Origin of the sequence: Agromyces humi (assembly GCF_009720255.1) — a bacterium.
In the GTDB taxonomy this organism is placed as follows: Bacteria; Actinomycetota; Actinomycetes; order Actinomycetales; family Microbacteriaceae; genus Agromyces; species Agromyces humi.
Genome location: NZ_WJSP02000244.1, coordinates 1 through 5,609, shown reverse-complemented (window position 1 = coordinate 5,609; position 5,609 = coordinate 1). Strand labels below are relative to the sequence as shown.

Genomic DNA, 5,609 nt, shown 5'->3' with positions numbered 1-5,609 from the left:
GTGGGCTCGGGCAAGACCGTCGTCGCCCTGCGCGCCATGCTGGCCGTGGCCGACTCGGGCGGGTGCGCGCGATGGGGCGGGCGGGGGCGTCGGTGGTCACCATGCGCGGTTCCCCTTCCGGTTCACGACGCGGAGGAACAGGGCCGAGAACGCGAACGCGAGGAGCGCCACGATCACGGCCATCGCCGCCGCGAGGTTCGGGTTGCCCTGCGCGAACGCCTGGTTGTAGGCGGCGAGGTTCGGCGTGTAGTCGGAGCTGATGGCGGTGGTGAGCGGGCGGAGCACGAGCGGCTCGACGAACAGCTGGAGCGTGCCGATGATCGTGAAGAGGGTGATGAGCACGATCGAAGGGCGGATGAGCGGCAGCTTGATGTGCCAGATCATGCGCCACTCACCGGCGCCGTCGAGCCGAGCGGCCTCGTACAGCTCGGCGGGGATGGCGTCGAGCGCCGCGATCAGGATGAGCATGTTGTAGCCCGCGAACCCCCACAGGGCGATGTTCGCGATGGCGAACAGCACCGCGTCGCTCGACAACGGATCGATGTCGATGCCGACCGCGCCGAGCGACTGCAGCACCGGGCTCGTGGCCGGGATGTACAGGAAGCCCCAGAGCAGCGCGGCGATCACGCCGGGAACGCCGTAGGGCATGAAGTACGTGACGCGGAAGGCACGCGGGAACCGCGCGGCCGCGGCGCCGAGGAGCAGGGCCAGTGCCAGGGCCGAGACGACCATGAGCGGCACCTCGATCGCCGAGAAGGCGACGAGGCGGCCGAGGCTCGCGACGAACGAGGGGCTCGACAGCGCCGCGGCGTAATTGTCGAGGAACACGAACTCCCGTGTGGGGGCGGTGAGGCCCAGGCCGCTCGACTGCTGGGAGAACATGCTGTCGACGATCGCGAAGACGATGGGGGCGACGAAGAACGCGGCGAACATCACCAGGAACGGCACGAGGAGCACCCAGAGGGCGGCCGGCGGGCGCGGTCGGCGACGTCGGGATGGTGGGGCGATGGCGGTGGCCGACACGGCGGTGCTCCTCGGGTGATGGACGATCGGATGCCGCGGGGGTGCGGCCGTGGAAGGGGAGCGGGCGGCCCGGCCGGAGCCGGACCGCCCGCCCGGGTCACTCGGCGACCGAGATGCCCTTGTCCTCGAGGGCGGCGACGAAGTCCGCCTGGGTGGCGATGTAGGCATCGGTGAGCGGGGTACCGGCCTCGACGGCCGCCTTGACGTTGTCGGTCAGCGTGGCGAACAGCGTCTGTGACAGCGGCGGCCACTTCCACGTCGCGGCGACCGCGGCATCCGACTCGGCGAAGACGTCCCAGATGTCCTGGCCGCCGTAGAACGCGAACACCTCGGGGTCGTCCTGAAGGCTCTCGATCGCGTCGAGGTCGGTGATCGCGGGCCAGCCGGCGCCGATGCTCGTGAGGGTGCTCACGCTGCCGGGATCGCTGTTCAGCCAGAGCGCGAACTCGGCCGCCTCCTCCGGGTGCTCGGAGCCCTTCAGCACGACGTTGGCCGAGCCGCCGGCCCAGGTCGCCGACACGGTCTCGCCGTCGGACCACTGCGGCATGGGCGCGACCGCCCAGCTGCCCGCGGTGTCGGGCGCGGTGCCGCGCACGATCGCGTCGGCCCAGGAGCCCGAGATCCACGACGCGACGTTGCCGTTCTGGAGGTCGGCGTTCCACTCGCTCGAGAAGTCCGCCTCGACCTTCACGAGGTCCTCGTCGAGGAGTCGCTGCCAGAACTCGGCGACCTTCAGCGTCGCCTCGTCGTCGATGCCGACCTTCCACGCGTCGCCCTCGGTGGCGAACCACTCGCCGCCGCCCTGCTGGGAGAGCCCGATCAGCCAGGGTGCCTGGTTGAACGCGAACGCCGCGATGTAGCGGTTGGGATCGGAGGCGTGGATCGCCTTGGCCGCCTCGTAGTACTCCTCCCACGTGCTGGGTGCGGCGAGGCCGAGGGAGTCGAAGATGTCCTTGCGGTAGAACTGGCCGAGCGGCCCCGAGGCCTGTGGGATCGCGTAGACGTGATCGTCGAACACGCCGGTCTGCCACTGCCAGTCCGTGAAGCGGTCGGCGTCGTCGGCCACGTAGTCCGTGATGTCCTCGAGTGCGCCGTTCACGAGGAAGTCGGGGATGGCGTCGTAGCCGACCTGTGCGACGTCTGCCGGGTTGCCGGCCTGCACGGCGGAGAGCATCTTGGCGTACCCGCCGTCAGGGCCGGCCGTGATCGTCTCGAGCTCGACGTGGATGTCCTCGTGCGCGTCGTTGAAGGCGTCGACGGCCTGGTCGATGTTCGGGACCCAGGACTGGAAGGTGAGCTCGACCGGTTCGTCCGCTGAACCGGACTCGCCGCCCGAGCACGACGCGAGGGCGAGCGTTGCGACGACGGCGCCCGCGAGGATCGCGGTGGTGCGCAGGCGCCGGTGGTCACGCTGTGGCATGGAGATGCTCCTTTGCATGGTGGATGCGTGTGCATGGATGCGTGCCTGCGACGCAGGCCGATGATGCGGTGCGGGAAGCGACGCTACGCCGAGGGCCGTCCGGCCCCCATAGGGGATCGACCCGCGAGCATGGACATTTCGACGGTGGGGGCCGCCAATTGGCCCGGTCGGGGCGTTGACGGGATGAAACGTCTCAGGCTACGGTGCGGGGAAGCGTTTTCCGCACCGATTCCCACGTCGAGGTGCGGACACCCGACACCCTTGGAGGACGATGATGTTCACGACACGACGGATGCGTCGCGTGCTGGCGGTCGCCGCGGCATCCGGTGCCACCGTGCTCGCGATGGCCGGCTGCGCCGGTGGCGGCAGCGGAAGCAGCAGCGAAGCGGCCTACGACCCCGACGAGGAGGTCACCCTCACGTTCACGTGGTGGGGCAACGACGACCGCGCCCAGCGGTACCAGAAGCTCATCGACGCCTTCGAGGCCGAGCACCCGAACATCACGATCGAGGGCACGTTCACCGACTTCCCGTCGTACTGGGAGAAGCGCCAGACCGAGGCCGCCGGCGGCGGACTGCCCGACGTGTGGCAGTTCTCCGACTCCTACCTGCGCGAGTACGCGGAGCCCGGGCTCCTGCTCGACCTCGACACCGTCGGCGAGTACGTCGACTTCGATGCATTCGACGACGGCCTGCGGGCGACCGGCCAGCTCGAGGGCGTGCAGTACTCGCTGCCCACCGGCTACAGCGCCTGGGCCATGTTCCTGAACGACGGGCTCGTCGAGCAGGCGGGCGTCGAGCCCTACGAGGGCGGCACGAGCTTCGACGAGTACGCCGACTGGATGGCGGACGTGACCGAGGCCACCGGTGGGACGGTCTACGGCGGCACCGACCTGACCCAGCGCATCCAGAACTTCGAGAACGTGCTGCGCGCCGACGGCAAGAACCTCTACACCGAGGACGGCGAGCTCGGGTTCACCGAGAAGGACCTGCGCGACTTCTGGAACTCCGGCGCCGAGGCCCGCGAGGGCGTCGTCGTGCCGCAGCAACGGCTCGAGGAGATCTCGCCCAAGTCGGGCTTCGGGGCCAACCTCACCGCCAGCGAGGCGAGCTGGAGCAACTTCCTCGGCGGCTACCTCGCCGACTCCGGCGCCGAGCACGTGACGCTCGTCGCGCCGCCCACGGCCGACCCCGACGCGAAGGACCTCTACCGGCAGGCCGGCCTGCAGGTCGCCATCGCGGCCGACACCGAGCACCCCGAGGCGGCCGCGCTGTGGCTCGACTACGTGGTGAACAGCGAGGAGGCGGGCGAGATCTTCGGCACCACCCTGGGCTTCCCGGCGTCCGAGACGAAGCTCGCCGGCACCACCCTCGAGGGCGTCGACGCGCAGGTCGCCGACTACCTCGAGTCGGTCGCCGACCGCCTCGGCGAGGCGCCGCCCGTGCCGGTCGTGGGCTACGGCTCGCTCGAGCAGACGTTCTGGGATCTCGGCAAGTCGATCGGCCTCGGCGCGCTCAGCGTCGACGACGCGGTCGACCAGTTCTTCACCGAGGCGAACGTCATCCTGGGCTGAGCCCGGCTGAGCCCGGCTGAGCCCGGCTGAGCCCGGCTGAGCCCGGCTGGGCCCGGCTGGGCCCCGCCTGAGCGAGGCCTATCGCCGGCGACGTCACCGAGTGGGCGATCCTGGCGCACATCCAGCGGATGTCGCGCCAAGATCGCCCACTCGTGTGTGGCGCGGTACGCTGGAATACGCTTTCCCGACCTTGGCCCGCGGCCCCCACCGTCCACGAAGGAGTCCCGTGCACTACGGCGCCGACTACAACCCCGAGCAGTGGCCCGAGGAGATCTGGCCCGAGGATGTCGCGCGCATGCGCGAGGCCGGCGTGACGATGGTGAGCCTCGGCATCTTCGCCTGGTCGCGCATCCAGCCGCGCGAGGGCGAGTTCGACTTCGGCTGGCTCGACCGGGTCATCGACCTGCTGCACAAGGGCGGCATCGCCGTCGACCTCGCCACGGCCACCGCGTCGCCGCCGCCGTGGGCGAGCGCCGCCTATCCCGAGCTGCTCCCGCAGGACGAGAACGGGGCCACGTACTGGCCGGGCAGCCGCCAGCAGTTCGCGCCGTCGTCGCCCGTGTACCGGCGCCTCGCCGCCGAGCTCGTGACCGCCATCGCAGAGCGGTATGCGCAGCATCCGGCCATCGTCATGTGGCACGTCAACAACGAGTACGGCTGCCACCTGAACATGGACTTCTCGGATGCCGCGCGCGACGCGTTCCGGCGTTGGCTGGCCGACCGGTACGCCGACGTCGACGCGCTCAACGCGGCCTGGGGCACGAACTTCTGGTCGCAGCGCTACGGATCGTTCGACGAGGTGTTCCCGCCCCGCAAGGCGCCGTACAGCCTGAACCCCGGCCAGATGCTCGACTACCGCCGGTTCACGAGCGACATGCTGCTCGAGTGCTACCTGATGGAGCGGGACCTCATCCGTGCGGCCGGGGCCGCCCAGCCCATCACCACGAACTTCATGGGCGCGTTCAAGCCGGCGGACTACCAGCAGTGGGCCGAGCACCTGGACCTCGTGAGCGACGACGCCTATCCCGACCCGAACGACCCCGAGTCGTTCCGCGCGGCGGCGTTCCAGCGCGACCTCGTGCGCTCGCTGAAGCCCGAGGTGCCGTGGATCCTCATGGAGCAATCGACGAACGCCCTGAACTGGCGGCCGTCGAACGCGCCGAAGGCACCCGGGCAGATGGCCGCCCTCAGCGCGCAGGCGATCGGGCGGGGCGCCGACGGCATCCTCTTCTTCCAGTGGCGGCAGTCGCGTGCCGGCGCCGAGAAGTTCCACTCGGCGATGCTGCCGCACGCCGGCACCGAGACGCGCACGTGGCGGGAGGTGACCGCACTCGGCTCGCAGCTCGCCGCGTTGCCGACCCTGCCGGCCGGCGACCGCGACGCCCGGGTCGCGCTCGTGTTCGACTGGGAGAACTGGTGGGCCGTCGAGGCCTCCGACCACCCGCAGAACCGGCTCGACCACCTCGCTGGATCACGCGCGCGCCGAGCCTCAAGCGCAAGGCGATCCTCATGGCCAAGGTCCAGGACGAGGCCGGCCACGGGCTCTACCTCTACTCCGCGGCGCAGACCCTCGGCATCTCGCGCGAGGAGATG

3 protein-coding genes and 2 pseudogenes are annotated in these 5,609 nt (G+C 70.4%); 3 read left to right on the top strand and 2 right to left on the bottom strand.

What is annotated here, in order from left to right; genetic code table 11:
- Window positions 1-96 precede the first annotated feature (96 nt).
- Both GH736_RS16035 and GH736_RS16030 read right to left on the bottom strand, forming a co-directional pair.
- On the bottom strand, window positions 97-1,023 hold the full coding sequence (locus GH736_RS16035) for a carbohydrate ABC transporter permease (RefSeq protein ID WP_235934326.1): 927 nt from the start codon (window positions 1,021-1,023) through the stop codon (window positions 97-99).
- A 97-nt stretch (window positions 1,024-1,120) separates the two neighbouring features.
- Window positions 1,121-2,443 carry an ABC transporter substrate-binding protein gene (locus tag GH736_RS16030; RefSeq protein WP_159605111.1) on the bottom strand — a complete coding sequence of 441 codons (1,323 nt, stop codon included), beginning with the start codon at window positions 2,441-2,443 and terminating at the stop codon, window positions 1,121-1,123.
- A 271-nt stretch (window positions 2,444-2,714) separates the two neighbouring features.
- Here GH736_RS16030 and GH736_RS16025 point away from each other — a divergent pair, with 271 nt between their 5' ends.
- From GH736_RS16025 to GH736_RS25120, 3 genes and pseudogenes are all read left to right on the top strand, one after another.
- Window positions 2,715-4,016, top strand: coding sequence for an ABC transporter substrate-binding protein (locus GH736_RS16025; protein ID WP_235934323.1), 1,302 nt, complete (start codon window positions 2,715-2,717; stop codon window positions 4,014-4,016).
- A gap of 295 nt (window positions 4,017-4,311) precedes the next feature.
- Window positions 4,312-5,307 (top strand): annotated as a pseudogene (locus GH736_RS16020) (beta-galactosidase); the annotation flags it as partial.
- A gap of 173 nt (window positions 5,308-5,480) precedes the next feature.
- Window positions 5,481-5,609 (top strand): annotated as a pseudogene (locus tag GH736_RS25120) (Phenylacetic acid catabolic protein); the annotation flags it as partial.

Bases quoted from the DNA above. Each gene is read 5' to 3' on its own strand.
- GH736_RS16030 (WP_159605111.1), bottom strand. From the start codon at position 2,443: ATGCCACAGCGTGACCACCGGCGCCTGCGCACCACCGCGATCCTCGCG.
- GH736_RS16025 (WP_235934323.1), top strand. From the start codon at position 2,715: ATGATGTTCACGACACGACGGATGCGTCGCGTGCTGGCGGTCGCCGCG.